Consider the following 26414-nt stretch of genomic DNA (forward strand, 5'->3'; position numbering starts at 1 on the left):
CGCCCCAGCCGGAACCCGTGCCCCCGCTTCTCCTTTTTGCCGTCCGCCATAGATAATTTCATCCGGTCCCGCGCAGCGCGCCGGGCGTTCGCAGGCGGCGCGAGGCAGTGCCTCGCAAGCGCCAGCGTCGTTCGTCGCAACTCAACTACGTCCGGCCCGGCGCAGCGCGCCGGGCGTTCGCAGGCGGCGCGAGGCAGTGCCTCGCAAGCGCCGCCTGCTCACCCTAGGGCCCTCCCCAGCTGTCTGGCGCTTGCCGTGGCGGGGATCATGGCGCCATCGATCATGCGGCGCATGCCGCCACGGAGATGTGCCATGCCGGATCCGGTCGGCGATGCCGTCAACACCATCAAGGACAACCTGTCCGAATCCTGGCGTGACTGGGATGTCAGCCATGGCGATCTGACCGAGAACAGCCAGGTCCTCGCATCGCTCACGCCGGAAGAACGCAACGAGGTCATCGGCCAGCTCGGCGACGGCGACCTCGACAAGTGGGCCGACGAGATCCACGGCACGATCGGCGACCTGAGCGCCAGCGAGCGCCAGTCGCTGTTCAATTCGCTCGCCGACGGACTCGACGCCGAACAGCTGGCGCGCGTGACCGCCGCATTCGAGGGCCACGATGGCAGCGTGGCCGAACTCGGCCGCGCCATCGCCGAGCGCGCGCCGGCCACGGTGCGGGTGGAATACGTCGAGCGCATGGCCGCGCAGACCGACAGTGGCGACACGCTCCAGATCGACGCGGGCCTCGGCTATGCCAGCTCCACCCAGGCCGATCCGCAGGCGATCGCGGTGGGTGAGGTGCTGGCCAGCCTGTCCGACGATCCCGCCTCGTTCGACCGCGCCGTGGCTGCGCTGAACGATTCCCAGCTCTCGTCGGTGCTCGAGAGTGCCGCAGGCGGCAGCCTGACCACCGTGTCCGGCGGCCATGGCGCCAGCGCCACCACGGTCGACTACGACCCCGGCCTGCTCGCGGACATCGTCACCGCCGCCGCGCGCAGCGACGATGCCGCCACCAAGGCGCGCGTGTTCGAGGTCGCCGCCGGCCAGCTGCAGGATATCCAGGACGCCGGCGGGCTGTTCACGCCTTACGTGGGCCAGTCCGACGACGTCGCCGCGGTGTCCGACGCGCTCGGCACCCTGCTCGACAGCGATCCCAACGGCATCGTGACCCAGCTGCGCACCAATGCCGATCCGTCCGGCCAGGCGATGGTGTCCTACACCGCCGGCCTGCTCGCCAGCGGGCAGGAAGACCGCGTGCGCGACACCATCGTCCGCCTGCAGCAGGGCAACGACGGCAGCGGCAACGCCTACGACGCCTTCCAGGACCCGGTGGTCTCGCGCAACCTCGGCTACTTCACCGGTGCCACCGCCGCCGCCATCAACAACGTCACCAGCGACCGCGAAGCCCAGGCCGACATGGTGAAGAACGTCTTCGGTACCGGCTTCGGCGCCGCCGGCGCGGCCAATCCCGCGGCGGGCGTGATCGCGTCTGTGGGCAACGGCATCACCGCGCAGACCATCGATTCGATCGTCAGCGCCGTAGCCGAGGGCGACAAGGAACTCAAGCAGGCGCTGTACGAGCTGGGCATCCCGCGCGACGCCAGCGGCGCCATCAACGACGACGGCCCGGGCTACGACAGCTACAACGCCGCCTTCGCCGCCGTGGCCGAAGCCAACCGCTGAGCCGGCCCGCGTCCCGCGATGCGTCATGCACGCGCGGGGCGTTAAGCTGCCGGTCCCGTCCTGGTCCACGCAGCCGATGCATGCGCATGTCCGTTTCGTCCCCGCTCTCGTGCTCTGCGCCGCGCTCGCGACCGCCGGCTGCGCCCCGGAGTCCGGCATGAGCGTGCCGGCCTTCGATCCTCCCGCCGGCGCCACGCGCTACGCCAGCGACGACGCCAGCACCGATCGCGTCGCGCTCGCGTTCGCCGACCTGCATGCCGCGCTGCGCACGCTCGGCGATGGTCGCTGGTCGCCGACCTACTATCGCGTCGCCGACGGCAGCGACTGGAGCGCGCTGCGCGACCAGCTCGGCCAGCAGGCGCGCACCGCGGGCTGGGAGCCCCATCCCGGGCTCGGTGCGACCGGCACCGGTGGGTATCCGCGCCAGGCCTGGAGCGACGGCCGCCACGTCGTCGCCGCGGCCATGGTCGTCCCGCCCACCGGCAGCGACGGGGCCACGGTGCTGATGGTGCTGACGCCGCGCGAGTAGTCGCGGCGGGGCGTCCGGCATCCGGGCCACATCTGCACTAGGCTGTCGTCTGCACTAGGCTGTCGGGACCCTGTTGCCTGGAGCCGCCCGATGCGCCTGATCCTGCCGCTGTCCAGCCTCGCGTTGGCGCTCGCCCTGCCCGCGCTGGCGCAGTCGCCCACCACCAGCCCGGCCGCCGCCGTCGAGCGCATCGAGCAGGGCAACCGCGTCACCGAGCAGATCCCGGACATCCCGGCCGACCTGATCGAGCGCCTCAACCGCTACCAGAACACCCGCAGCGCCCTGGTCGACGGCTGGACGGCCGAGGGTTGCCTGCTGGTCTCCACGCGCTTCGCCGAGACCAGCCAGGTGCACCGCGTCTGCGAGCCGCTGGGCATGCGCGAACAGCTCACGTTCCATCCCGAGCCCGTCGCCGGCGTGGCCGTGGCGCCGCCAGGCGCGCCGCAGGACGGCTTCGTGTTTGCCAAGGACCGCGGCGGCGACGAGTTCTCGCAGCTGTACTGGTTCGACACGCAGACCCGCGAGACGCGTCTGCTCACCGACGGCGGGCGCAACCAGAACGGCGGCACCGTGCTCAGCGACGATGGCCGCCTCATGGCCTGGAGCAGCACCGCGCGCAACGGCACCGACCGCGACCTCTGGCTGCGCGACATGCGCAGCGGCCAGTCGCGCCTGCTGCTGCAGGAGGGCGGCACCTGGAGCGCACTCGACTTCTCGCCCGACGGCGAACGCCTGCTGGTGTCCAGGTATGTCTCCGCCAACGAGTCGCACCCCGGCGAGGTGGACGTGGACACCGGCACGCTGCGCATGTTCCCGGTCGACGGTGGCACCGCCGCGTTCGGCGACTTCCGCTACGCGCCGGACGGCACGGGCGTGTACTACGTGTCCGACGAGCCGGTGGACGGCAACCCTAGCGAGTTCCAGATCCTGCGCTACCACCGTCCCGGCGCCGACCCGGTCCAGCTGAGCACCGTGCCGTGGGATGTCGACGCGTTCGAACTGTCCGGCGATGGCCGCCACCTTGCCTACGTCACCAACGAGGACGGCATCCACCGTCTCACCGTGCTCGCTCTGCCGTCGCATGCGCCGGTCGCGCTGCCCGAACTGCCGGTGGGGCTGATCGGCGGGCTCGAATTCTCGCCGGACGGCCAGCGCCTGGCGGTCACGCTCAACACCGCCACCTCGCCCAGCGACGTGCACGTGATCGACCTGCGTGCCGCCACGATGGCACGCTGGACGAAGAGCGAAGTGGGCGGCCTGGATACCACGGGCTTCGTCGCACCCACGCTCGTGCGTTATCCCACCTTCGATACGGTGGATGGCGCGCCGCGCACCATCCCCGCGTTCTACTACCTGCCCGCGCGGCCGACACCGGCGGGCGGCTATCCGGTGGTGATCAGCATCCACGGCGGCCCGGAGTCGCAGGCGCGACCGGGGTTCAACGCCAACACCCAGTTCCTGCTCGACCAGCTCGGCGTGGCCGTGCTGGTGCCCAACGTGCGCGGCTCGTCCGGCTACGGCAAGACCTGGCTCACGCTGGACAACGCCGACAAGCGGGAGGATTCGGTCAAGGACATCGGCGCGCTGCTGGACTGGATCGCGCAGCAGCCCGAGCTCGACGCCTCGCGCGTGGGCGTGATGGGCGGCAGCTACGGCGGCTACATGGTGCTGGCCTCGCTGATGCACTACAGCGACCGCATCCGCGCGGGCATCGACGTGGTCGGCATCTCGGATTTCACCACCTTCCTCACCAACACCGAGGAATACCGCCGCGACCTGCGCCGGGCCGAGTACGGCGACGAGCGCGACCCCGCCATGCGCGCCGTATTCGACCGCATCTCGCCGCTGAAGAACGCGCGCCGCATCGACGCGCCCCTGTTCGTGGCGCAGGGCAGGAACGACCCGCGCGTGCCCTACACCGAAGCCGAGCAGATCGCCGCGGCGGTGCGCGCCAACGGCAATCCGGTCTGGTTCCTCATGTTCAACGACGAAGGACACGGCTTCCGCAAGAAGAGCAACGGCGACTACTTCGGCGCGGCGTCGGTGCTGTTCTGGCAGCAGCATCTGCTGGGGCAGTGAAAGTCCGGGAGACCGGTCAGGCGCCCGGTATGCCGTCGCATGCGTCTTCCGGAGACCCCCCGTGAATACCCGGCGTCGGCGCGCTTGCGCATGACGCGACGATCCCGTTCCAGCCGGCCCCGACCGGGCCCGGTCCAAACCTGGTGACCGACGCCATGAACGCTGCCCACGACTCCGCCGTGACGCAATCGCGCGAGCATGCATGGAAGTATTTCGAGCTGCACGCCAACCAGAGAATCGCGGTCTTCAATTTCTTCCTCGTGTTCTCCGGCGCGCTGGCCGCCGGCATCGCCGCGACACTCCAGGGCTCGCAGCGGTTCGCCCTGCTGGGCGTCGGGCTCGGACTCACGCTCGGTCTGGTCGCGTTCCTGTTCTGGAAGCTGGATCAGCGAGTCTCCTTCCTGATCAAGCGGGCCGAACGCGCCCTATCCGATGCGGAGGGCGCGTTTCCCGACCCGACGCTCCGGCTGGTCCAGCACGAGCCCTCCAGCACGGCCGAAGCGAGCAAGGGGCTTGGCCCCGTGCACAGGCTGTGGACGTATGGCGAGGTATTCCGCCTGATGTTCGCGGCAATGGCCGTGTCCGGGGTCGTGGGTACGGTGCTGTGCTGGCTGAGATTCACCGGGCACCTGGACTGGTAGCGCCGCCGTGCGGTTCGACCGGGGACCGGGGTTCCGCCCGGACCGACACGCCCGACGGTCAGGCACGGTGCCGGCGTTGGACCGGTGGGGATGGTAGCGACCGGGAGAGGGCGATGATCGAACTACCCGTCAGGGATCCATGCGACCTGTGCCTGGCGATTCGCGACGAACGATGGAAGATCATCGAGAGCGGCGAACACACCCTGACCGTGATCAATCCGTCGCAGTTCGAAACCGGCCAATGCTGCGTCATCACCCGCCGGCACGTGGCGACGCTGCTGGAGCTGTCCGACAGCGAATGCGCCGCCGTGATGCTCTCGGCCAGGCGGGTGGCGGATGCACTGGTCACAGCCTATCGTCCGCTGGGCATCCTCACCTTCCAGAACAACGGGGTCTACAGCGGACAGGAGACACCGCACTTCCACTTCCACGTCGTGCCCCGCCAGCAGGAAAGCGATTGGGGAATCGGGCCGCCGCAACTCGCGACGTTCGATGGCGCCGGGCGCGCACGCGGGATCACCCACGATCGCAGCGGGGATGCCCGGCGCCGGGAGCGCGTCCAGGCCTCGGTCGAGCGACTGACCGAAGTCGCGGGTCTGATCCGTTCGCATCTGCCGGCGTAGCCGCGACGTGCCGGCCGGCCGGAGCCGGCCACGCCAGGGATCAGCCTCCCGCCGGCAGCCCTGTCCCGGGCGGCCCCGATCGACCGGCTGCCACGGCGTCCCGGGACGCTCACGGCCTCTGAACGCGCCGGCGCAGCCTTCGGCCGTCGCGGGCCCGTTTGCACGCCGTTGGCAGGGCGCTACGAACGCACGCCAGCGGCATCCCCATCGCGAATGAGCGCGCCCCGAACGCGAGGCTGCTCCCCACTCGCACATTGCGGTCCGGGCCAGCCAACGTCGGGAGGAACCACGGCGGGCGGTCGAACTGACGCGGGAAGCCGGATCGGGCAGCGGCCGGCGCCGCGACGTCGATCCGGCGGCCTCCCGCTCGTCGGATACGATGACGGCCCGGACGCTGGCGGCCCTATCCGTCACGCACCCCTCAACCTGGAGCGTCCCATGGCAACGCGGGCGAAGACCGGTGGACCGGCCTCGTACTTTCCTTCGATCGAGAAGACCTATGGTCAGCCGGTATCGCACTGGCTGGCACTGCTGGGGACGGTGGGCGATCGCCCGCACATGGCGCAGGTCGCCTACCTGAAGCAGGATCACGGGCTGGGACACGGCCACGCGAACGCGCTCGTGGCCTACCGCAAGGCGCAGACCGGGCGTTAGCCTGCCGGGCGACGCATCTCCGTTCCCGGCATTTTTCCCGCCAGCAGGCATCCGCATGGCCGACACCGAGATCACCGAACTCAAGCGCATCTTCACCTCGCGCCTGGACACGCTGGACCACATCCTCGACGTAGGACAGGCGCACCTGCCCGACATCGATGCGGCGCTGGACGAGCGGCTGGCGCCGGACATGTTCCCGCTCGGCACACAGGTCGCCTTCGCCTGCAACCAGCCGCGCGGCTTCGCGCTGTGGTGCGCGAGAGAGCCGATCCAGCTGCTCGATCCGGACGTGCGCAGTCTCGACGAGGCGCGGCCACATCCGTGCCACGCGCACGCTGGTGAAGGCGATCGCCGCCGACGACACCCGCCTCGACGGGACCAAGCGCACGGGCCTCGGTCCGGGCCTGTACTGCGAGACGCCGGTGCGTCTGTACGTGACCGACTACCTGCTGCCAAACTTGTATTTTCACATCACCACCGCCTACGCGATCCTGCGCATGCTCGGCGCGCCGGTGGGCAAGGCGGATTTCATGCGCTTCCTGCTGCCGCACGTGCGCCAGGCCGATCGAGCCCCGGCCGACGGCGGCGTTAGCGGGCAGGCATGATCGCCGTCGACCCATCGGGGAAGTGATGCCATGCCTGAAGCCGTGAGTTCCATCGCGTTCGAGATCGATCCGCGACAGGAAAAGCGTCTGGTCGCGGCGCACCGCAAGGCGGTGGCGGCGCTCAAGGCCGCCGACGTCGGCTTCTTGGAGGGCGGGCTGTACCGGATGGAGGACGAGGGGGCGTACTTCGACCTGTGGCGGTGGGAATCGGCCGGGGCGGCGGAGGCGGTGACCGCGCTGCGCGTGACGCTCGCGCCGGTGAAGGCCTACGTGAGCCTGATCGAGAACGAGCCGCTGTACATGGAAGGCGTATCCATCGACCAGGGCTGACGAGGCACGACGCATGGGCGGTCACCGCATCTTCGCGATGAAGTTCTCCAGCGTGTATCCGCTGTACGTGCAGAAGGCGCAACGCAAGGGCCGCACGCAGGCGGAGGTGGACCAGGTGATCCGCTGGCTCACGGGCTACACCGAAGCGGGACTGAAGTGGCAGATCGCGCAGGACACCGACTTCGAGGGCTTCTTCGCCCAGGCGCCCGCCTTCAATCCCGCGAGCGAGCGGATCACCGGCGTGGTCTGCGGGGTCCGGGTGGAAACGGTGGAAGATCCGCTGATGCGCCGGATCCGCATGCTCGACAAGCTGGTCGACGAGCTGGCAAAGGGCAAGCCGATGGAGAAGATCCTGCGCGCATAGCCGTGTCGGACGATCCGGCCCGTAGCCCGGATAAGCGCAGCGCATCCGGGATTGCGGTTCATGAACTCGCGCATGAGCACCACATCCTCCCGGCCAGTAGCCCGGGTAGGCGCAGTGCACCCGGGATTCGGTCGGTGCGGACGACACCCCGGGTGCGCTGCGCTGACCCGGGCTACGCGATTGTGGTGGGCCAGACATGCACGCAGCCGCGCGCATTCACTCCAGCGGCAGGACGTCCACCGCCTGGGTGGCGGTCTGGGCGCCGGTGGTCTTGAGCACGCCGGCGATCGGCGACACGTCCGAATAGTCGCGCCCGTAGGCGATGGTGATGTGATCGTCGCCGGCAGGGATGCCGTTGGTCGGATCGAACTCGCGCCAGCCCATCTGCACGCCGCACCACGCGCGCACCCAGGCGTGGGTGGCATCGGCGCCCTCCAGCCGGGGGCGGCCCTGCGGCGGCACCGTGCGCAGGAAACCGCTGACGTAGCCGGCGGGAATGCCGAGCCCGCGCAGCCCGGCGATCATGATGTGGCTGAAGTCCTGGCACACGCCGGCACGCATGTCGAAGGCCTCGCCGGCCGGGGTGTCGACTTCGGTCGCGTCCGGGTCGTAGGCGAAGTCGCCGTGCAGGCGCAGGCCGAGATCCTGCACCAGCGCATACACGCTGCTGCCGCTGCGGGCGCTGGTGCGGGCGTAGTCGGTCAGCCGTGCGAGCAGTGGCGCGCGTGCGCTCGCGGGCAGGAAGTGCCAGGGTGCGTCCGGCGCGAGCGTGCGCAGTCCGGACAGTTCGGCCTGCAGTCCAGCGGGATCCGGTGACAGGTCGAGCGACGATTGGCCGTCGCGTTCGACCCGCACGTGCGCGCGCATCTCCACGTCCAGCGCCTGGTGCGGCGGGCGCAGCGAAATCGCGAGCGCGGGATTGCCGAAGTAGTCGGCGAACGCGGTGCGTTCGGATGGCGCGGGATCGATGCGCAGACGCACGTCCTCCACGTGCTGGATGCCGGGCAGTTCGCGCGGCTGCACCCGCACCAGGTGGCGCGCATCGCCTACCGGGCGCTGGTAGGCGTAGCTCAGGCGCAGGCGGACGTCATAGCGCATCGGGACATCCTGGAGACGGGCGCGACACGGCAGCGGGCCTCAGTGGAAGTAGGCGCGCGAGACGCCGTTGTAGAGTCCGGCGATGTCGCGGGACAGGCTGGCGAGCGTCGCCGGATCCAGCGCGGCGGCATCGCGGGTGGCGAGTTCGGTGTGCAGCCGCATCGCCTGGCGGGCGAAGTCGGGCAACGGGTGGGTGGCCCCGGCCGCCGGCAGCTGGGCGAACGCCTCGCGCAGCTTGTCGACCTGGAACATCACCGAGCGCGGGTTCGCGCCATCGAGCGCCAGCAGGTCGAGCACGCTGTGCGGACCGGCGTTCACGCCGTAGCGGTTGCGATGGGTCATCACGCTGTCGGCGATCTCCAGCAGCGCCTGCTGCAGGCCGGCCGGGGCGTCGCCACGGAACAGCAGGGCGAGCAGGTCGGCGATCTGGATGCCGCGCTCGATGCGACGACCGATCTCGAGGAAGCGCCAGCCGCTGGAGCGGTACATGTTCTCGTACATCAGGCCGGAAAACCCGGCGAGCTTGCGCAGCAGCACGGTCACCGCGCGGCTGGCGTCGTCGCCGGCCGTCACCCGCTGGGCGAAGCGGCTGGCCGTGGTGGACAGGTCGTGCAGCGCGGCCCAGCCGTCGGGCGAAAACCGGTCGCGAATGCGACCGGCACTGGTGGCGGCGCCATCGAGGCTGCGCAGCAGCCCCGCAGGAACGGGGTCGACCACCTCAACGCCGATGCGCTCGAGGTAGTCGCCCAACACGTCGAGCAGCGGCGCGGGATGGTCGCCGATCTCGGCGAGGCGCACGTGATAGGCGCGCAGCACGCGCGCGATCGCCTCGCTGCGCTCGGTGTAGCGGCCGAGCCAGAGCAGGTTCTCCGCGGCGCGGCTGGGCAGCGCCGATTCGCGTCGCTGCAGCTGCGCGCCGGCGAGCAGCGTGTCCTGCACCACCGGCCGCTCGCCCACCACCCACACGTCGGCGGCCTGGCCGCCGAGCTGCATCGCGATCGCGCGCGTGTCGGCCTGGGCGCCGATGCGGGCGAAGCCGCCGGGCATCACCTCCCAGCCGTCGGGCGTACGCGCCACGAAGGCCCGCAGCACGAACGGCCGCGGCTCAAGGCGTCCGTCCAGGTACACCGGCGTGGTCGACAGGGTCACCGCTTCCTGCGCCACCCAGCGTCCGCCGTCGGCGCGCAGTTCGCGCAGCATGCGCGCGCGTTCGTCGGGATCGAGCTGGGCGCCGGGGCGGGTGGCCTGCGGATCCTCGTACGGCAGCCGGGTGGAGAACGCCGGGCCGATCAGCATGCGGTCGGCCTGGGCGATCACCATCTCGCGCTCGCGCGCGTGCCCGCACCACCAGGTGGCGATGCCCGGCAACTGCAGCGCCTGCCCGGTGAGGGCCAGGCTGATGCGCGGCAGGAAGGCCTGCATCGCGCGCGTTTCGACCACGCCCGAACCGAGCGCATTGGCCATCGTCAGGGTCCCGGCGCGCAGCGCGCCGACCGCGCCCGCGGTGCCGATCCACGAATCGCTGCGCAGTTCGAGCGGATCGACGAAGGCCGCGTCCACGCGCCGCCACAGCACGCTCACCGGCTGCAGACCCGACACCGTGCGCACGTGCATCGCGCCGTCGCGTACGGTCAGGTCGTCGCCCTCGAGCAGCAACACGCCGAGATACCGCGCCAGCCAGGCGTGTTCGTAGTAGGTCTCGTTGTTCGGCCCGGGGGTGAGCACGCCGATCGCGCCCATGCGGCCGTCGGCCAGGTCCAGCAGCGCATCGCGGAAGCGGCGGAAGAAGCCGGCCAGGCGATGCAGGTGCATGTCCTCGGGCAGGTCCGGGAAGGCGCGCACGGTGGCGACCCGGTTCTCCAGCGCGAAGCCCGCGCCCGATGGCGCCTGGGTGCGGTCGCCCAGCACCCACCAGCGGCCGTCGGGCCCGCGTCCGAGTTCGAATGCGCAGAAGTGCAGATAGTGCCCGCCCCGGGGAGGCACGCCGACCATCGGCCGCAGGAACTCGGGATTGGCGGCGATCAGCTCGGGCGGCAGCAGGCCGTCGGCCACCAGCTGCTGCGGGCCGTGCAGGTCCGCCACCACGCGCTCGAGCAGTTCGGCACGCTGCACCAGTCCGGCGCCGATCGCGCGCCACTCGGCGGCGTCGATCAGCACCGGCAGCGGGGACAGCGGCCATTCGCGCTCGCGCGGGCCGCCGCGGTCGTCGTAGGCGCTGTAGTACACGCCGGCATCGCGCATGTACTGGTGCGCGCGGGCGAAGCGCGAGGCCAGTTCGGTCTCGGTCAGCCCGTCGAGCATGTGCACGAAGCGCTGCCACACCGGGCGCAGCTGGCCGTCGGCACCGAGCATCTCGTCCACCCCGCCCCACAGCGTGCGGTAGCGCGACGGCAGGCCGTCGGCCTGACCCGGGATTGACGGGGCTGCGGGCATCACGGGCGCATCCATCCGGTGGGTGGCCGCGCGGGCGGCGGCCCGACGCGCGGGACGGCGGCCGAACGCGGTTCGGACGGGAGAGTATAGGGGCGAGGGGTGAACAGGCCGGTTGGTGCACGCGCAAACCGCCGGACGGCAGCCTTACCTGCCCGCCCGGCCCCACTCCTGCGATTCAAAGCGCGCCGGCCAGCCAGCGCAAGCCGGCCGGGCGCGGGGTGCCGCGTCCCGGCTCACCCCCGAATCGCTGCGCCCTTTCGAGTCTTAACCGTTGTCCCGACCGGGAGAGCGGGCCGCGCGCTCCTGGTATTCGCGCGACCTCTCGCGATCCGCCGTCATTTCCGCTTCGGTTCGACACACGCGCGTGATGCGCTGGCTGCCCACCATCCGCTCGCGCTTGCAGACCAGACGCTCGCCACGCGAATCGGCCAGCCGGCTCTTGATCCATTCCAGCGAATTGAAGGCCTCGATGCGCTCCTCCTCGCCCAGTTCGGCGGCCGTCGTCTTGCCCTCGAACAATGAGAATAGCTGTGCCTGGCGATCAAGCAGCTCACCGCGCTCGGATCGCGTCAGCCCCGGGAAGCTGTCTGGAGACTCCAGCAGTTCCTCACGGAGTTCGTGCTGCTGGGCAACGATCGGCGAAAGATCGACGCTTTCATCCGCTGAGGCTACGGACGCGCTGAGTCCGACACCAATGGCCAGCACGGCCGTCCACACAGAACGCTTCATCGATTTTTCCTTCCACCATGGGGTGCTTCCAACGCTAGCGCAGGCGTCCGCCGTTGTACAGGCAGTAGGGTCCGTGCCGTCCCGGCGTCCGCCGGGTGTGCGGACCCGTCGCCGCGCAGTGCCCCACGGGTTTTCCCCAATGTCGCGCCCGGCCGGGGCTGCGTACCCTGCCTCACCGAGGATGCCGGACGGCATCGCACGCCCGGCCCGCGCATGATGGACGAGACGCTCCGCTTCCCGCCGCCCACGCCCCCAGGCGGCGACTGGCCCGGATGGTCGTCCCCGCCCGCCTTCGCCGGGGCCGCCCCGGGGTTCGATCCCGGCCTGCTCGCGGCCGACCCCGGCGACGTCCGCTTCGCGCTGGATCCGGCCTCCGTCCGGCTGCAGGACGAGCGCGCGGACCAGTGGAACACCCATTACACGGCCACCGGCACGCTCGAGGTCTCCGCCCCGGGGGTCGCGCCGCAGTCCGTGGACGTGCGCTACAGCGTCACCCTGCGCAACGAGCACGCCAGCCCGGTGCAGATGCGGGCGGTGAACCCCTTCGACCCGGCGACCCTCCCGCCGCGCACGCGGATCCAGGTGCAGGGCGCCGACACCATCGGCACGCCGCTGGAGGCCAGCTTCCGCGCACTCGCGGAGGCCAACGGGCTGGGCGCCACCGGTGACGTGCGCCTGGCGCTGGAGATGACGGCGGACGGCGAGCTGCGGGTGATGACCGCCAGCCAGGCGCTGTTCGACGCGCCGCGCGAGGGCGGGCCGGCCTCGTCCCCGTCCGAACGCGAGGATTTCGTCCGCCATACCGCGATGCTCGACGATCCGGCGGGCGTCGACCGCGCCGGCTACACCCGCATGCTGCTCGACGGCACCCCGCACGAGGCCAGCGTGCGCATCGCCGAGGACGTCGAGGGGCGCGCGATCACCGGCACCGTGACCGAGACCGGCAGCGGCGAGACTAACGCGGTGGTGTGGACGCTCGACGACGGCGGCCGCCCGCTGTCGGCCGACGCCACGCTGACCTGGGAGCCGGGCAGCGGCGGGCGCGGGTCCGACCGCATCGAAGCCAATGCGCAGAGCCGCTTCCGCAGCGACAACGACATGAAGGGCAGCGGCGACGACGTCGGCCACGTGATCGCCTACCGGTTCGTCAACGGCCACGGGCCGGTGAACATGTTCCCGCAGCAGAGCCACTTCAACCAGCGCGTGTTCGCGGCGATGGAGCAGGAATGGGCCGACTGGCTGGGCGCGGGCATGGACCTGCGCATCCAGGTCACGCTGGGGCCGAAGAACGCGCAGCGCCCCGACCAGGTGCGCGTGGACTACGAAGTGATCGACCCGGCCAGCGGGCGCGCGGTCTATGATCCGCAGCTGGTGGTGTTCGACAACGAGGCAGGCCAGGTGTTCGACCGGATCGCACGCGAGGACATGGATTCGATGATCGGGATGCGCGCGTGAGCGATGCCGACAAGGACGCGCTGGTGCGCGGCATCGGTGAGCTGCTGGTGCGCGACATCGCCACCGCCGGGCACGACCTGGACGGCTATGCGCTGATCGCGTCCTACGCCGGCGACGCGCGCCGGATCACCGGCTTCGGCTATCGCGACGGCGAACCGCCGCGCGCGGCCACGCCACAGGCGGCGCTCGACACCATCGGCGCGCGCCTGGACGCGCTGCGCGCGGCCACCCGCGTCGACGGCCAGGCGCCGTGGACCGTGTGCGTGATCCAGCTGCGCCGCGCCGGCGGCAGGCTGCACGCCGAATTCGTCTACGACGACGCGGCGCAGTGGGAAATCACTCCCGGCACGCTGGACGAAGTGGCGGAGCGCGCGCGACCGGCCTGACGCCTGCGCGCCTCAGCCGACCCGCTGCAGTTCGAACGCCTGCACCGGCGCAGGATCGATCCACGGCAGCAGCCAGTGGTCGAGCAGCAGGAAGGCGAACAGCGCCATCAGGTACACGACCGAATAGTTGAACACCTTCATCGCGAACAGTTCGTCCGGCGGATCGAGCAGGCGCCACGCGTACCACAGGAACACCAGGCCCAGCACCACCGCGCCGCCGAGGTAGAACAGCCCGCTCATGCCGATCGCCACCGGCAGCAGCGTCACCACGCACAGCAGCACGGTGTAGAACAGGATCTGCCAGCGCGTGTATTCGACGCCGTGGGTCACCGGCAGCATCGGCACCAGCGCACGCGCGTAGTCCTCGCGGCGGAAGATCGCCAGCGCCCAGAAGTGCGGCGGCGTCCACACGAAGATGATCAGCACCAGCAGCAGCGCATGGGCCCAGTCCCACTGCCCCTGCATGTCGGTGACCGCGGCCCAGCCCAGCAGCGGCGGCGCCGCGCCGGCGATGCCGCCGATGACGATGTTCTGCGGCGTGGCGCGCTTGAGGAAGCCGGTGTAGACCACCGCGTAGCCGATCAGCGAAGCGAAGGTGAGCGCGGCGGTGAGCGGATTCACCAGCGCGACCAGCAGCGCCATCGACAGCGCGCCGAGCACCAGCGCGAACACCAGCACCTGGACCGGCCGCAGCGCCCCGGTGGCGAGCGGGCGGTCGGCGGTACGCACCATCACCTTGTCGATGCGCTGGTCGATCAGATGGTTGATCGCGGCGGCCGAGGCCGCGGCCAGCCAGATGCCGAGCAGCCCGAACACGGTCTCGCGCCACGGCGGGAGGCCCGGCACGGCGAGGAACATGCCCACCAGCGCCGTGAACACGATCAGCGCCACCACGCGCGGCTTGGTCAGCGCCCAGTACGGGCGCAGGTCGAAGGCGCGTGCGGCGCTCATCGGCACACCGCTCCGGACCGGTCGCCGGCCCCGCGGCGATCCGCGTCGGTCGCGCGCGTGCGAACGCGAACCACCCCGTCGGCACCGGAACGTGCCGGTGCGACCGGCTGTGCATGCGGGCCGCGCATCGCCTTCAGCCCGCGCGCCGCAGGCGCGCCAGCAGCGACACCAGCACGAACAGCAGCAGCGCCGCGCCGCCGTTGTGCATCACCGCCACCGGCAGTGGCAGCGACAGCTTCACGTTGAGCACGCCCAGCAGCACCTGCGACACCGTCAGCAGCGCCAGCGCCACCGACCAGCCGCGCAGCCCGGGCGTGCGCAGCAGCCGCCACGACAGCGCCAGCAGCACGCCGGCGGCCACCACGGCGAACAGCCGGTGCGCCATCTGGATCGCGATGCGCGAGGCGCCGTCGAGCACGCCGCCCTCGTAGTCCACGCCCACGCCGCGCCAGAGCACGAAGCCTTCGCGGAAATCCGCCGGCGGCCACCACTGTCCGACGCACTTCGGGAAATCGATGTAATGCGCCTGCGCGGTGGTCCAGCCGCCGGCGCCGCAGGCCAGCGCGGCGTAGTTGGCGCTGACCCAGCCGCCGAGCGCGATCTGCGCGCCCAGCACCGCCACCGCCGCCACCAGCCAGCGCCGCAGTGCGCGCGCATCGGCGAGCACGATCGGCAGGTGGGTGGCGCGCCAGGCCATCCATGCCAGCAGCGAGAACGTCAGCATGCCGCCCAGCAGGTGTCCCATCACGATCACCGGCTTGAGCAGCATCGTGACCGTCCACTTGCCCAGCAGCGCCTGGAAGATCACCACCGCCAGGGTGAGCGCGGCCGCGGGCGCGAGATCGCGCGCGCCGCCGGCGGCCGTGCGCCGCGCCCACGCCACGGCGGCCGCCAGCAGCAGGGCCTCGCCCAGGCCGGCGACCAGCAGCGCCGGCAACACCTGGCCGCGCATGTACAGCGGGATCGCGCCGGCCACCAGCGCCGAGGCCACCAGCACCAGCGCCACCCCGAACCGCCGCCGGCGCGCCGCCAGCAGCGCGAGCACCAGCACCAGCACGCCCAGCGTCGCGGCGAGGTGGCGGTGGACCTGTTCGCGCCAGGCCTTGTGGTCCTCGAACGGACGGATCGCGCTGGCCGCGTGGTCGCGGGCCTCGTCGATCGCCTGCGGCCAGGCGGCGCGGCCGTAGCAGGTGGGCCAGTCGGGGCAGCTCAGCCCGGCGTCGGACAGGCGCACGAACGCGCCGAACACGATCACGCCGAACGTGAGCGCCACCGCCAGCCAGGCGATGCGATGGAAGTGCCGGTACACCAGCGGGCGCGAGGGGACGGGGGTCGACATCATCTGAGCTTGAGCAGGCGGGCCACGTCTTCGCGCAGGTGGCCCGGATCGGAGCCGGGAGGGTAGCGCAGGATGACGAAGCCGTTCGGGTCGATCACGTACACCGGCGTGCCGGCCGGGTCCTCGCGCCGCGGCAGGGCCTGCAGCAGCGCGGAGTCGGGCGCCAGTTCGCGCCAGGCGGCGTTGCGCACCACGCCCGCGGGCGGCGTGCCGATCCACAGGATGTGGACGTGGTCGGCGCGGTGGCCGAACAGTTGCCAGACGGTGTCGAGCTGGCGCGAGAGTTCCACGCAGGCCGCCGCACAGCCCGCGTCTGGCGCCAGTGCGATGCGCCAGGTGCGTTCGGCCGGGCGCCAGAGGTAGTCGCCGCCGTCGCGCAGACGCGGCACCACCGCGCGCAGGTCGCCCGGCGGCTCGAGCAGTTCGCCGTGGTTGCGCGTGCCCTCGGGCCGCCAGCCGGAGAAGCGCAGCGCGCCGGCCACCAGCGCGCTGCCCAGGAACAGGACCACGATCAGGACCAGCATGCCGCGGTTGCGGGCGCGCTGCGGCGCAGGGGTGGGGGCGTTCATCGGCGGGACCGGCGGAAGGTGAGGACGAGGGCGGTGACCAGCACCGCGAGCGCGAGGCCGAACCACTGCACGGCGTAACCCAGGTGCTTGTCCGGCGGCAGGGTGTTGGGCAGCACGTCGAGATCGCGCGCGTGCCCCAGCGGCAGCGCCGGATCCAGCTTGAGCAGCCGCGGCGGCAGCGCGTCGAGGCCGAGTCCGGCCGGCAGCGCGGCGCCATCGAGGCGGATCGCCAGCAGGTCGCCGTGCGCGGTGGACGCCGGCGCCGCATCGGCCAGGCCGGCCGAGGGCGGCGGCGCGAGCAGTCCCTGGACGCGCTGCACCCCGATGATCGGCGGCGACACCGGCATGTTGCGGTCCGGCGGCACCGGCAGCCAGCCCAGTTCGACCAGCAGCGGCGGCGCGCCCACCGGACGGAACGCGCGATACACGCGCACGCCCGCGCGGCCGCCGCGCTGCTGGTTGTCGAGCAGCACCGCGGGCGCCGGCAGGAACTCGCCCTCTCCCGCCGCCCAGTCGAACGTGCGCGCTCGCGCCGGATCGGCCGCCGCCGACAGCGGCCGGGGGTTGCGGTCGGCGAGCGTCGCGGCCACCGCGTCGAGCAGCGCCTGCTTCTCGTGCATGCGCGAGAGCTGCCAGCGGCCGAGCGCGGCAAAGGCCGCCATCGCCATCAGCGCGAGCATCCAGCCCGCTACCAGGGTCGCGCGCCTGCTCACGCCCTCGCCCCGCGCGGCTGCGATAATGCCGGCCGGCCCCGCCGCGCTGCCCGGAGTTGGTGATGAACGATTCGCTGAAGACGCTGGTGATCGTCGCCTTCCTGGCGCTGATCCTGTGGAACCTGGGCGCCGGCCTGTACTACATGCTGGTCGACAAGGGCCAGAGCAAGCGCACGGTCAACGCGCTGACCAAGCGCATCGCGCTGTCGGTGGGGTTGATCCTGCTGGTGCTGCTGGCCAACCACATGGGCTGGATCGAGTTCCACGGCGTCGGGCGCAACCCGGGCTAGCGGCGACGCCGCGCGACGCACAGAAACGGAAAGCGCCGGCAAGCCGGCGCCCTCCTGCTTCAGATCCGGACGGTCCCGCCGTCCCGACGTCCGCTGCCCGGTGTCCGGAGCCCGGCCGTCAAAGCACATAGACGAACAGGAACAGCCCCAGCCACACCACGTCGACGAAGTGCCAGTACCAGGCCACCGCCTCGAACGCGAAGTGGTTCTCCTTGGTGAAGTGGCCCTTGGCGCAGCGCAGCCAGATGATCGCCAGCATCAGCGTGCCCAGGGTCACGTGCAGGCCGTGGAAGCCGGTGAGCATGAAGAACGTCGAGCCGTAGATGCCCGAGCCCAGGGTCAGGTTGAGGTCGCGGTAGGCGTGGACGTATTCCTCCACCTGGAAGAACAGGAACACGCAGCCCAGCAGCACGGTCAGCCCCAGGAACACCAGCAGCTGGGTACGGTGACCGGCCTTGAGCGCGTGGTGGGCGACGGTGACGGTCACGCCCGAGGTCAGCAGGATCAGGGTGTTGAGCAGCGGCAGGCCCCAGGCCGGGATGGTCTGGAAGCTGCCCCCGACCTCGCCCGGGCCGGCGGTCGGCCAGGCCGCGCTGTAGCCCTCCCACAGCAGGTAGTTGGTGGCCACGCCGTCGCCGGCGCCGCCCAGCCACGGCAGCGCGAACTGGCGCGCGTAGAACAGCGCGCCGAAGAACGCGGCGAAGAACATCACTTCCGAGAAGATGAACCACACCATCCCCATCCGGAACGAGACGTCGACCTGCTTGTTGTAGTAGCCCGACACCGACTCGAGCACCACGTCGGCGAACCACTTGAACAGGATGAACGACAGCGCCGCGACGCCGACCAGGAACGTCGCCCTGCCCCAGCTGACGTCGTTGAGCCAGGTCGCGAAGCCGAGCATCGCCACGAACAGCGCGACCGAGGCGTACACCGGCCAGCGGCTGCCGTGCGGCACGAAGTACACGTTCGGGTCGCTCGGGTGGGCGTGGGTCTGGGCCATGGTGTCGAGTCCGGATTGCGTGGGGTCAGGGTGCCGAATGCGGCACGGTCGACGACGGCGCCGCCGCCGCGAGGCGTTCGGTGAGCACGTCGTTCTTGAAGAAGGTGTACGACAGGGTGATGGTGTGCACGTCGGCCGGCAGCGACGGATCGACGATGAAGCGCACCGGCAGGTCGCGCGTCTCCCCGGCCTGCAGGGTCTGCGCGGTGAAGCAGAAGCATTCGGTCTTGGCGAAGTAGCCCGAGGCGCGCGCCGGCGCCACCGACGGCGTGGCGCTGCCGACGATCGCGCGGCCGGCGTTGTTGTGCGCCGCGTACGTGGCCTCGTACTGCTCGCCCACGCGCACGCGCATGCGGGTGGCGTTGGGACGGAAGCCCCAGGGCAGCTTCGAATTCACAGTGCCGTCGAATTCCACCGTCACCCAGCGCTCGTCGGGCACCGCCGCGGCGACCGCCGAGGCGTCGGCCGCGGAGTTGTCCAGGCGGATGCCGAACACCTTCTCGCATGCGATCCGGTACAGCGGCACCAGCGAGAAGGTGAACACGAACGCGCCGAGCGAGATCGCCACCAGCTTGAGGATGCCCTTGCCGGGATCGCCCGCGCTCATCGCCCGATCACCCCGGACGCGATGAAGGCGACGTAGATCGCCACCGCGATCGCGCCGACCACCAGGGCGGTGCGCACCGCGCGACGGCGGCGCAGGGCCGCGTCGTCGCCGTCGTTGTGCGGGGCCGGTGCCATCTCGATCGCCATCGAGCCGTCAGTGCGCCACGTCGTCGTGCGCCAGGTCGCCCGGGCGCAGGACCGGCGGGGTGCCGAAGGTGTGGTGCGGCGCCGGCGACGGCACCGTCCACTCCAGCCCGCGCGCGCTGTCCCACGACCGCGCCGCGGCCGGCGCGCCGTGCCTGAGCGAATGCCACAGCACGAAGAACATCATGAACGGGGTGACGAACATGCCGAACGCGCCGATCGAGCTGATCAGGTTCCAGTCCGCGAACACCACGTTGTAGTCCGGGATGCGGCGCGGCATGCCGGCCAGGCCGAGGAAGTGCTGCGGGAAGAACAGCAGGTTCACGAACACCATCGTCCACCAGAAGTGGAACTTGGCCCAGGCCTCGTTGTACATGCGCCCGGTCCACTTCGGCCACCAGTAGTAGACCGCGGCGATGATCGCAAACAGCGCGCCGGTCACCAGCACGTAGTGGAAGTGCGCGACCACGAAATAGGTGTCGTGGTACTGGAAGTCCGCCGGCACGATCGCGAGCATCAGGCCCGAGAAGCCGCCGATGGTGAACAGGATCACGAACGCGATCGACCACAGCATCGGCGATTCGAAGCTGATCGAGCCGCGCCACATCGTGCTGACCCAGTTGAACACCTTCACCCCGGTGGGGATCGCGATCAGCATGGTCGCGAACATGAAGTAGATCTCGCCGCCCAGCGGCATGCCCACCGTGAACATGTGGTGCGCCCACACGATGAACGACAGGAACGCGATCGAGGCGGTCGCGTACACCATCGCCTGGTAGCCGAACAGCGGCTTGCGGCTGAAGGTCGGGATGATCTCCGACACGATGCCGAACGCCGGCAGGATCATGATGTAGACCTCGGGATGCCCGAAGAACCAGAAGATGTGCTGGTACATCACCGGGTCGCCGCCGCCGGCGGCGTTGAAGAACGAGGTCGCGAAGAACTTGTCGGTCAGCAGCATGGTGACCGCGCCGGCCAGCACCGGCATCACCGCGATCAGCAGGAACGCGGTGATCAGCCACGCCCAGCAGAAGATCGGCATCTTCAGCAGGTCCACGCCCGGGGCGCGCATGTTGAGGATGGTGGCGATGACGTTGATCGCGCCCATGATCGAGCTGATGCCCATCATGTGGATGGCGAAGATCACGAACGCCACGTTGTAGCCGCCCTGCAGCGACAGCGGCGGGTACAGGGTCCAGCCGCCGGCCGGGCCGCCGCCGGGCAGGAACAGCGTCATCAGCAGCAGGGTGAAGGCGAACGGCAGGATCCAGAACGACCAGTTGTTCATGCGCGGCAGCGCCATGTCCGGCGCGCCGATCTGCAGCGGCACCATCCAGTTGGCGAGGCCGACGAAGGCCGGCATCACGCCGCCGAAGATCATCACCAGCGCGTGCATGGTGGTCATCTGGTTGAAGAACTCGGGGCTGACGTGCTGCAGGCCCGGCACCGCCAGCTCGGTGCGGATGATCACGCTCATCGCCGCGCCGATGATGAACATCACGAACGAGAACAGCAGGTACAGCGTGCCGATGTCCTTGTGGTTCGTGGAGAAGAACCAGCGCTCGACGAACGACTGGCGGTGGCCGTGTTCGTCGGTGTGGACGTGCTCGACGGGGGGAGCGGCGACGGTATTGGGATGCGTAGACATGGGGCGATGGGCCTTGGAATTCGGTCAGCCGGCGCTGCTGGCGTCGGCGGGAGCGGCGGCGTCGGTCGCCTGCGGCGCGGCGGGCTCCTCGCCCTGCTGCACGTCTTCGATCATGTCCGGGTCGACCGAACGCGGCGCGCTGCCGTCGCCGCCCTCGGGCACCTGCGACGGATCGGTCGGCGCGGTGTCTTCGGCCTTGCGCGCGGCCAGCCAGGTGTCGAACTCGGCGCGCGGCACGGCGCGCACCACGATCGGCATGAAGCCGTGGTCCTTGCCGCACAGTTCGGCGCACTGGCCGCGGTACACGCCGGGCTCGAGGATCTCGGTCCAGGCCTCGTTGATCAGGCCCGGGATCGCGTCCTGCTTCCAGCCCAGCGCCGGCACCCACCAGGCGTGGATCACGTCGTCGGCGGTGATCACGAAGCGGATCTTGGTGTCGGTCGGCACGACCAGTTCGTTGTCGACCTCGAGCAGGTAGTGCGGGTTGGCCGCGGCGTCGGGACGCTCGCCGCTCTGGCGCAGGCGGTCGGACTCGCGGTCCAGGCGGCTGGTCAGCTCCACGCCCTCGCCCAGGTACTCGTACTTCCACATCCACTGGATGCCGGTGACCTTGATGGTCATCTCCGACTCGCGGGTGTCGTACATCGCCACCAGCTTGGCGGTCGCCGGCACGGCCATGATCACCAGCAGGATGATCGGCACCACCGTCCAGAGGATCTCGAGCTTGGTGCTGTGGGTGAACGTGGTGTCCGGCACCGCGCCGCGCGAATGGCGGAACCTGTACATCGCCACGCCCATGGCCGCGAACACGATCACGCCGATCGCCACGCAGATCCACAGCGCCAGCATGTGCGCCTCGTAGGCGTTCTGGGCCGAGGCGGTGACCCCACGTCCCATGTTCAACTGCCACGGCTTCGGGTCCGCAGCCAGCGCCACCATCGGCAACGATGCCAGAACCGCCAACCCCCACCGCGAGAAACGCGCCTGCATCATTGCCTAGACCCCAATGTCATCGGTCGCGGCCTGGAGGCCGCCTGCGAACCTTACGAGTTCATCACGGCGGACGCTGCACCGGCACAACCAGCCGCCGCACAGACCGCATCGGAACATGGCGCACCCGCACCACGGGCACGCGAAAACTTCCAAATGGTAGCGGCCGCGAGGGTTTAGGGGCAAGCCGAGCGACCCGGCGCCGGCCGTCGCCCGCGTCCGCGCGGGCTCAGGCGGGGCTAGAATCCGGACTCCCTCCGTCCTGTCGACGGACCCGGTCGCGCGCACCGCCGCGCCCCTTGGCCCGCCGCCGCCCGCGGCGCGCAGGATGTCCGCCCCGACCATGCGCCAGCCCGTACCGCCCGCCCTGGACGCCGCCGAGGTCGAGGCGCTGTTCGACGCCATCCCCGAGGTCCTGTTCTTCATCAAGGACCGCGAGGGCCGCTATACCCATGTCAACGCGACCATGCTGCGGCGCCTGGGGCTGCGCTCGCGCCGCGACATCATCGGCCGCCGCGCCAGCGACGTGTACCCGGGCGGCCTGGCCGCCAACTACGGCCTGCAGGACCAGCAGGTGCTGGCCGGGGCGGTGATCGACCACCTGCTGGAGCAGCACCTGTTCTCCGACCAGGAGCCGGGCTGGTGCCTGACCAGCAAGCGGCCGCTGCGGGTGGGCGGCGAGGTGGTGGGCCTGGTCGGCATCTCCCGCGACCTGGCCGGGCGCGAGGGCCTGGAGGCCGACTACCGCTCCCTGCACGCGGCCCTCGTCCACATGAACCAGCACTACGCCGGCCACGTGCGTGTGGCCGACCTGCGCGCGATCACGGGGTTCTCCGAGTCCAAGCTCGAGCGCACCTTCCAGAAGGTGTTCCAGCTGACGCCGCTGCAGTTGCTGACCCGGATCCGGATCCAGGCGGCGATGCACCGGCTGCAGGGCCCGGACCCCATCGCCGTGATCGCGCAGGCCTGCGGATTCAGCGACCAGAGCGCGTTCACCCGCCGCTTCACCGCGCTGGTGGGGATGACGCCGGGCGCCTACCGGCGCCTGCACGCGGGCTGAGGGGCCGCTGCGCGGCCGATTGTGCCGGCGCCCGCGCCGCAGGCGGGGAAATCGTTCAATCCGCGCACACGCCGCGGCGGCGACAATGGCCGGCCGCCGTGCGCCACGGCACCGCGGTCCCGCCGGACCTCGCGCCGGCTCCTGCCCGGCCCGCCCATGACCGCATCCAGCCCCGCGTCCGCCCCGCTTCCCGGCGCCCCCGCTCGCCCGCCCCCGGGGCAGGCGTCGCTGCGCGCGGCGATCACCGCCGGCTGGTCGCTGGACGAGACCATGCACGTGCAGGGGCTGCTCGCGGTCGCGCGCCAGCCGGCGCCGGGCTGGGACGAGGCCGACCGCGCCGCGATCCGAGCCACCGCCGTCGACCTGGTGCAGCGGGTGCGCGCCCGCGCCGCCGACCAGGGCGCGATCGAGGCCTTCATGCGCCAGTACGACCTGGGCAGCGAGGAAGGCGTGCTGCTGATGTGCGTGGCCGAGGCGCTGCTGCGCATTCCCGACCAGGACACCGCTGACAAGCTGATCCGCGACAAGCTCGGCGAGGCGGACTGGAAGAAGCACGTGGGCCAGTCCGACTCGGTGCTGGTCAACGCCTCGACCTGGGGTCTGATGCTGACCGGGCATCTGGTCGACCTGGCCGACGACACCCGGCGCGACGTGCACAACGCGTTCAAGCGCCTGGTCGGCCGCGTCGGCGAGCCGGTGATCCGGCTGGCGGTGCGCCAGGCGATGCGGATCATGGGCCACCAGTTCGTGATGGGCCGGACCATCGCCGAGGCGCTGGCGCGCTCGCGCAAGGGCGCCAACGCCGCCTACCGGTACTCGTTCGACATGCTGGGCGAGGCGGCGCTGACCCAGGCCGATGCCGATCGCTACCTGCAGGCCTATGCCGCGGCGATCGACACCATCGGCGCCACCGGCCCGTTCGGCGATGCCATCGCCGCGCCGTCGATCTCGGTCAAGCTCTCGGCGCTGCACCCGCGCTACGAACACGCCCAGCGCGCCCGCGTGCTGGCCGAACTGGCGCCGCGGCTGCTGAAGCTGGCGCGGCTGGCCAAGGGCCACGCCATCGGCCTGACCATCGACGCCGAGGAAGCCGACCGGCTGGAACTGTCGCTGGACCTGATCGAGCGCGTGTTCGCCGATCCGCTGCTGGAAGGCTGGGACGGGTTCGGCGTCGTGGTGCAGGCCTACCAGAAGCGCGCGCCATTCGTGATCGACTGGATCGCCGGCCTCGCCCGCCACCACGGCCGCCGCATCCCGGTGCGCCTGGTCAAGGGCGCGTACTGGGACAGCGAGGTCAAGCGCGCGCAGGTGGAGGGACTTCCGGGCTACCCGGTGTTCACCCGCAAGCCCAACACCGACGTCAGCTACCTCGCCAACGCCGCGCGGCTGCTGTCGAACACCGACGCGATCTACCCGATGTTCGCCACCCACAACGCGCAGACGATCGCGGCGGTGCACCGGATGGCGGGCGCGTTGCTGCCGTCGCCGGGAACGGGCGCAGGCCGCGGTTCGCGCTACGAATTCCAGAAGCTGCACGGCATGGGCGACGACCTGTATGCCGAGGTGATCCCCGCGGACCGCCTCGACGTGCCGTGCCGCGTCTACGCCCCGGTCGGCTCGCACGAGGACCTGCTGCCGTACCTGGTGCGCCGCCTGCTTGAAAACGGCGCGAATTCGAGCTTCGTCAACCGGATCAGCGACGAGGACGTGTCGATCGACGACCTGGTGCGCGACCCGGTCGAGGTCGTCGCCGGTTTCGACGCCATCCCCCATCCGCGCATCCCGCCGCCGGTCGACCTGTACCGCAGCCAGGGTTTCGAGAGGAACAACTCCATGGGCGTGAACCTCGCCAACGACGACCAGTTGCGCGCGCTCGCCGCGCAGGTAGAGGCGGTCAGCGCCGGCGACGGCGGCTGGCGCGCCGCGCCGCTGGTGCCGGGCGCGCAGGCGTCCGGCCCGCTGCTCGCGGTGACCAGTCCGGCCGACCGACGTCGCCAGGTGGGCCAGTGGCAGGCCGCCGACGCCGCCATCGTGCAGCGCGCGCTGGCCAACGCGGTCGAGGCGCAGCCGGCCTGGGACGCGACGCCCGCGGCCTCGCGCGCGGCGATCCTCGAGCACGCGGCCGACCTGCTGGAGCAGCGCATGCCGCAGTTCATCGCGCTGTGCACGCTGGAAGCGGGCAAGACCATTCCCGACGGCGTGGCCGAAGTGCGCGAGGCGGTGGACTTCCTGCGCTATTACGCCGCGCAGGCGCGACGCGAGTTCGCGCCGCAGCCGCTGCCCGGCCCCACCGGCGAATCCAACGCGCTGCAGCTCGGCGGCCGCGGCGTGTTCGTGTGCATCAGCCCGTGGAACTTCCCGCTGGCGATCTTCGCCGGGCAGGTGGCCGCGGCGCTCGCCGCCGGCAACAGCGTGATCGCCAAGCCCGCCGAACAGACCAACCTGATCGGCTGGCACGCGGTGAAGCTGCTGCACGAGGCCGGCGTGCCGGAGGCGGTGCTGCAGTTCGTGCCTGGCGACGGCGCGACGGTCGGCGCCGCACTGACGGCCGATGCGCGCGTGGCGGGCGTGGCCTTCACCGGATCGACCGACACCGCGCGCGCGATCAACCGCGCCATGGCCGCGCGCGATGCCGCGATCGGCGTGCTGATCGCCGAGACCGGCGGCCAGAACGCGCTGATCGCCGATTCGTCGGCGCTGCCCGAACAGCTGGTCAAGGACGCGCTGGCGTCCGCGTTCACTTCGGCCGGCCAGCGCTGCTCGGCGGCCCGGGTGCTGTTCGTGCAGGAGGACATCGCCGACAAGGTGATCGGCATGCTCGCCGGCGCCATGGCCGAACTGCAGGTGGGCGACCCGGCGCTGCTGTCGACCGACGTCGGCCCGGTGATCGACACCGACGCGAAGTGCCTGCTCGACGAGCACGCCACGCGCATGCAGGGCGCCGCGAAGCCCATCGCCGAAGCGACGCTGGGCCCAGGCACCGAGCACGGCACCTTCTTCGCGCCGCGCGCCTGGGAGCTGCAGTCGCTGTCGCAGCTCACGCGCGAGAACTTCGGCCCCGCGCTGCACGTGATCCGCTGGAAGGCGAGCGAACTCGATGCGGTGGTCGACGCGATCAACGCCACCGGCTACGGACTCACGCTCGGCATCCATTCGCGCATCGACGAGACCGTGGAGCGCATCGTGCAGCGGGCAAGGGTCGGCAACGTCTATGTCAACCGCAACCAGATCGGCGCGGTGGTCGGGGTGCAGCCCTTCGGCGGCCAGAACCTGTCCGGCACCGGCCCCAAGGCCGGTGGCCCGCACTACCTGCCGCGTTTCGCCACCGAGAAGACCGTCACCATCAACACCACCGCCGCCGGCGGCAATGCCAGCCTGCTGACGTTGGGTGAGTGAGCGCGCTTACGAAGCATTGCTTCGTGCGCGAACGAACGCCCGCCGTGCTTCGGCGGGCCGGACGCTTGGCGCGTTCGGTGATCACTGCCGCGCGCG

The 26414-nt window shown here is 70.9% G+C and carries 25 protein-coding genes and 1 pseudogene; 14 read left to right on the forward strand and 12 right to left on the reverse strand.

The features are described 5' to 3' along the window. Positions 1 to 312: 312 nt before the first annotated feature. The 9 genes and pseudogenes from QFW81_RS01955 (at position 313) to QFW81_RS01995 (ending at position 7508) form a co-directional block, all read left to right on the forward strand. Complete coding sequence (locus QFW81_RS01955; protein ID WP_280576881.1) at positions 313 to 1683, forward strand: hypothetical protein; 1371 nt, start codon at positions 313 to 315, stop codon at positions 1681 to 1683. A 157-nt stretch (positions 1684 to 1840) separates the two neighbouring features. Continuing rightward, on the forward strand, positions 1841 to 2212 hold the full coding sequence (locus QFW81_RS01960; RefSeq protein WP_280576882.1) for a hypothetical protein: 372 nt from the start codon (positions 1841 to 1843) through the stop codon (positions 2210 to 2212). 90 nt (positions 2213 to 2302) lie between these two features. Next, entirely contained in the window at positions 2303 to 4291 is a 1989-nt protein-coding gene (locus QFW81_RS01965) for an alpha/beta fold hydrolase (RefSeq protein ID WP_280576883.1), read from the forward strand. Between the two features lie 155 nt (positions 4292 to 4446). Further along, a complete protein-coding gene (locus QFW81_RS01970) occupies positions 4447 to 4932 on the forward strand; it encodes a hypothetical protein (protein WP_280576884.1) in 486 nt (161 codons plus the stop codon). 113 nt (positions 4933 to 5045) lie between these two features. After that, on the forward strand, positions 5046 to 5555 hold the full coding sequence (locus tag QFW81_RS01975) for an HIT family protein (protein WP_280576885.1): 510 nt from the start codon (positions 5046 to 5048) through the stop codon (positions 5553 to 5555). Between the two features lie 438 nt (positions 5556 to 5993). Then, complete coding sequence (locus QFW81_RS01980) at positions 5994 to 6209, forward strand: DUF4287 domain-containing protein (RefSeq protein WP_280576886.1); 216 nt, start codon at positions 5994 to 5996, stop codon at positions 6207 to 6209. Between the two features lie 55 nt (positions 6210 to 6264). Further along, positions 6265 to 6814, forward strand: a pseudogene (locus QFW81_RS01985) (DUF1993 family protein). A gap of 30 nt (positions 6815 to 6844) precedes the next feature. Further along, a complete protein-coding gene (locus QFW81_RS01990) occupies positions 6845 to 7144 on the forward strand; it encodes a hypothetical protein (protein WP_280576887.1) in 300 nt (99 codons plus the stop codon). Between the two features lie 13 nt (positions 7145 to 7157). Next, positions 7158 to 7508, forward strand: coding sequence for a DUF2200 domain-containing protein (locus tag QFW81_RS01995; RefSeq protein ID WP_280576888.1), 351 nt, complete (start codon positions 7158 to 7160; stop codon positions 7506 to 7508). Positions 7509 to 7724: 216 nt separating this feature from the next. Here the strand turns inward: QFW81_RS01995 and QFW81_RS02000 are convergent, their stop codons facing one another. The 3 genes from QFW81_RS02000 to QFW81_RS02010 all read right to left on the reverse strand — a co-directional run bounded on the left by QFW81_RS02000 (position 7725) and on the right by QFW81_RS02010 (position 11768). Further along, positions 7725 to 8606, reverse strand: a complete 882-nt coding sequence (locus tag QFW81_RS02000) for a transglutaminase family protein (RefSeq protein ID WP_280576889.1) — start codon at positions 8604 to 8606, stop codon at positions 7725 to 7727. Positions 8607 to 8645: 39 nt separating this feature from the next. Continuing rightward, positions 8646 to 11039, reverse strand: a complete 2394-nt coding sequence (locus tag QFW81_RS02005) for a circularly permuted type 2 ATP-grasp protein (protein WP_280576890.1) — start codon at positions 11037 to 11039, stop codon at positions 8646 to 8648. A gap of 264 nt (positions 11040 to 11303) precedes the next feature. Beyond that, a complete protein-coding gene (locus tag QFW81_RS02010; protein WP_280576891.1) occupies positions 11304 to 11768 on the reverse strand; it encodes a hypothetical protein in 465 nt (154 codons plus the stop codon). A gap of 216 nt (positions 11769 to 11984) precedes the next feature. On the opposite strand from QFW81_RS02010, the gene QFW81_RS02015 reads away from it, so the two are divergent. Next, positions 11985 to 13223, forward strand: a complete 1239-nt coding sequence (locus QFW81_RS02015) for a DNA/RNA non-specific endonuclease (protein ID WP_280576892.1) — start codon at positions 11985 to 11987, stop codon at positions 13221 to 13223. Beyond that, the gene (locus tag QFW81_RS02020; RefSeq protein ID WP_280576893.1) at positions 13220 to 13609 is read left to right on the forward strand and encodes a hypothetical protein; all 390 of its coding nucleotides are present in this window, start codon (positions 13220 to 13222) and stop codon (positions 13607 to 13609) included. Before QFW81_RS02015 ends, QFW81_RS02020 begins: the two co-directional genes overlap by 4 nt. Before the next feature lie 12 nt (positions 13610 to 13621). Here QFW81_RS02020 and cyoE read toward each other — a convergent pair whose 3' ends face one another. The 4 genes from cyoE to QFW81_RS02040 all read right to left on the reverse strand — a co-directional run bounded on the left by cyoE (position 13622) and on the right by QFW81_RS02040 (position 17181). Further along, positions 13622 to 14560, reverse strand: coding sequence for a heme o synthase (gene cyoE / locus QFW81_RS02025; RefSeq protein WP_280576894.1), 939 nt, complete (start codon positions 14558 to 14560; stop codon positions 13622 to 13624). A gap of 133 nt (positions 14561 to 14693) precedes the next feature. After that, complete coding sequence (locus tag QFW81_RS02030) at positions 14694 to 15899, reverse strand: COX15/CtaA family protein (RefSeq protein WP_280576895.1); 1206 nt, start codon at positions 15897 to 15899, stop codon at positions 14694 to 14696. Continuing rightward, the gene (locus QFW81_RS02035; RefSeq protein WP_280576896.1) at positions 15899 to 16468 is read right to left on the reverse strand and encodes a hypothetical protein; all 570 of its coding nucleotides are present in this window, start codon (positions 16466 to 16468) and stop codon (positions 15899 to 15901) included. The genes QFW81_RS02030 and QFW81_RS02035 overlap by 1 nt, the downstream gene beginning before the upstream one ends. Beyond that, positions 16465 to 17181 carry an SURF1 family protein gene (locus tag QFW81_RS02040; protein ID WP_280576897.1) on the reverse strand — a complete coding sequence of 239 codons (717 nt, stop codon included), beginning with the start codon at positions 17179 to 17181 and terminating at the stop codon, positions 16465 to 16467. Before QFW81_RS02040 ends, QFW81_RS02035 begins: the two co-directional genes overlap by 4 nt. Before the next feature lie 62 nt (positions 17182 to 17243). Between QFW81_RS02040 and QFW81_RS02045 the strand changes: the two genes are divergently transcribed. Then, entirely contained in the window at positions 17244 to 17471 is a 228-nt protein-coding gene (locus QFW81_RS02045) for a twin transmembrane helix small protein (RefSeq protein ID WP_280576898.1), read from the forward strand. Positions 17472 to 17589: 118 nt separating this feature from the next. Here the strand turns inward: QFW81_RS02045 and QFW81_RS02050 are convergent, their stop codons facing one another. From QFW81_RS02050 to coxB, 5 genes are read right to left on the reverse strand one after another with little or no spacing between them, the layout of a single operon-like run. Continuing rightward, positions 17590 to 18474: a cytochrome c oxidase subunit 3 gene (locus tag QFW81_RS02050; RefSeq protein WP_280576899.1), complete on the reverse strand. Its 885-nt coding sequence runs from the start codon at positions 18472 to 18474 to the stop codon at positions 17590 to 17592. A gap of 25 nt (positions 18475 to 18499) precedes the next feature. Further along, positions 18500 to 19081: a cytochrome c oxidase assembly protein gene (locus QFW81_RS02055; protein ID WP_280576900.1), complete on the reverse strand. Its 582-nt coding sequence runs from the start codon at positions 19079 to 19081 to the stop codon at positions 18500 to 18502. Continuing rightward, positions 19078 to 19227 carry a hypothetical protein gene (locus QFW81_RS02060; protein WP_280576901.1) on the reverse strand — a complete coding sequence of 50 codons (150 nt, stop codon included), beginning with the start codon at positions 19225 to 19227 and terminating at the stop codon, positions 19078 to 19080. The genes QFW81_RS02055 and QFW81_RS02060 overlap by 4 nt, the downstream gene beginning before the upstream one ends. Positions 19228 to 19234: 7 nt before the next feature. Continuing rightward, positions 19235 to 20872, reverse strand: coding sequence for a cytochrome c oxidase subunit I (gene ctaD, locus QFW81_RS02065; protein WP_280576902.1), 1638 nt, complete (start codon positions 20870 to 20872; stop codon positions 19235 to 19237). A gap of 24 nt (positions 20873 to 20896) precedes the next feature. Continuing rightward, positions 20897 to 21865 (reverse strand): cytochrome c oxidase subunit II, encoded by a 969-nt coding sequence (gene coxB, locus QFW81_RS02070; RefSeq protein WP_280576903.1) that lies wholly within the window; start codon positions 21863 to 21865, stop codon positions 20897 to 20899. Positions 21866 to 22205: 340 nt separating this feature from the next. Here coxB and QFW81_RS02075 point away from each other — a divergent pair, with 340 nt between their 5' ends. Together QFW81_RS02075 and putA are read left to right on the forward strand one after the other, a co-directional pair. Then, positions 22206 to 22922 (forward strand): helix-turn-helix domain-containing protein, encoded by a 717-nt coding sequence (locus QFW81_RS02075; RefSeq protein WP_280576904.1) that lies wholly within the window; start codon positions 22206 to 22208, stop codon positions 22920 to 22922. A 156-nt stretch (positions 22923 to 23078) separates the two neighbouring features. Further along, on the forward strand, positions 23079 to 26318 hold the full coding sequence (gene putA, locus QFW81_RS02080) for a bifunctional proline dehydrogenase/L-glutamate gamma-semialdehyde dehydrogenase PutA (protein WP_280576905.1): 3240 nt from the start codon (positions 23079 to 23081) through the stop codon (positions 26316 to 26318). Positions 26319 to 26414: the final 96 nt, after the last annotated feature.

Origin of the sequence: Luteimonas kalidii, from assembly GCF_029887935.1 — a bacterium.
Classification (GTDB): Bacteria; Pseudomonadota; Gammaproteobacteria; order Xanthomonadales; family Xanthomonadaceae; genus Luteimonas; species Luteimonas kalidii.